Genomic DNA, 1,658 nt, shown 5'->3' on the forward strand with positions numbered 1-1,658 from the left:
GTAGTTATGATCATCAATTGGCTCCATTTGAGAAAGTAGTAGACCGTGTGGTCACTACCCGTGATATGAGCATGAGTCCATTGTTTCAGGTGATGTTTGATTTTCACAATGAGGTCGAAAGCTCCAAAGTAGAAAAGCCAAAGTTACAAGATCTTACGATTGCAGGTTATGAGCATTCACATATGACCTCCCAATTTGATTTGATGTTTAGTATATCCGAATCTGATTTGGATATTTCGATAGGAATCGGTTATTGTACGGCTTTGTTTGAGAGATCTACCATTGATCGTATGCTTCTTCATTATAAAGAATTACTTCTTAGTATTGTAAGAGACATTAGGCAGCCTATAAGTGATCTTGGGATGTTGACAAAAGAGGAGGAGTACCAGTTATTGCATTTATTCAATGATACGAGAGTTGCTTATCCTTTGGATCAGACTGTTGTTGATTTGTTCGAAGAGCAAGTTAAGAAGACCCCTTCTGCTATAGCGGTAGTTTATAAGGGAACAGAGTTAACTTATAAGGAATTAGATGAAAAGTCGAATCAATTGGGTCATTATTTAAGAGAGCAGGGGGTTGAGCGTGATACTTTGGTAGGTATTTGTTTGGATCGTAGTGTGGATATGCTTATAGGTATCTTGGGTATTTTAAAATCAGGCGGTGCTTATGTACCGATTAAACCGGATTATCCTGCATCTCGTATTTGCTATATTGCTCAGGATACAGGATGTTCTTTGATGCTTACGGACAGAGTGAATTCAGGTGCATTGGGAGATATGTTATCGGATATTATGATGATCGTATTGGATGGTACTTCAGCTGTGTATTCTAATTGTTCATCAGAATCATTAGGATTAACTTATTTACCTGATTCTTTAAGTTACGTTATTTATACTTCAGGAAGTACAGGATCTCCTAAAGGAGCAATGATTGAGCATTCGGGGTTACTGAACCATCTTCTGGTTATGATAGATGATTTGGATATGGACAGTACGAGCGTTGTAGGCTTTACGGCACCTTTCACCTTTGATATTTCCGTATGGCAATTGTTGAGCGGTTTATTATGCGGAGGACGTATTGCAATCTATAGCGAGTCGATGATACTGAATACTGATGATTTTCAGAATGCCTTATGTTCTTATGGAGTTACCCATCTTCAGTTAGTTCCTTCTTATATATTGAGTTTATTAGAGACAGGATCCAGGAAAGGCTTGGAGGATCTGCGTTATTTTCTGGTTACAGGTGAAACTGCTACGATTTCATTGTTAGAATCCTGGTTTTCGATGTTTCCTTCTGTTGCAGTAGTAAATGCTTATGGGCCAGCCGAGGCATCAGATGATGTTAGTCTTCATGTTATGCATGAGGTACCTTTGGGGGGTGTTGTGCCTATAGGTAAACCAGTTTCGAATATGAAATTGTATGTTGTAGATTCATTTGATAATTTATGTTCACTGGGAGTTACTGGCGAGTTATGGGTTAGTGGGGTAGGTGTAGGTCGTGGTTATCTGAATCAGGAAGAGTTAACCCGAGAGAAGTTTATATCAAGTCCTTTTACAGAAGGCGATAGAATTTATAAGACGGGAGATTTAGCACGTTGGCTCCCTGATGGTAATCTGGAGTTTATTGGCAGAAAGGATAATCAGGTTAAAATCCGTGGT

1 protein-coding gene is annotated in these 1,658 nt (G+C 38.9%); it reads left to right on the plus strand.

The features are described 5' to 3' along the window. A partial coding sequence (locus FLA105534_RS00125) for a non-ribosomal peptide synthetase (protein WP_173964029.1) occupies nt 1-1,658 on the plus strand: 1,658 nt, incomplete at both ends.

The sequence above is a fragment of the Flavobacterium collinsii genome, assembly GCF_902804485.1.
Classification (GTDB): Bacteria; Bacteroidota; Bacteroidia; order Flavobacteriales; family Flavobacteriaceae; genus Flavobacterium; species Flavobacterium collinsii.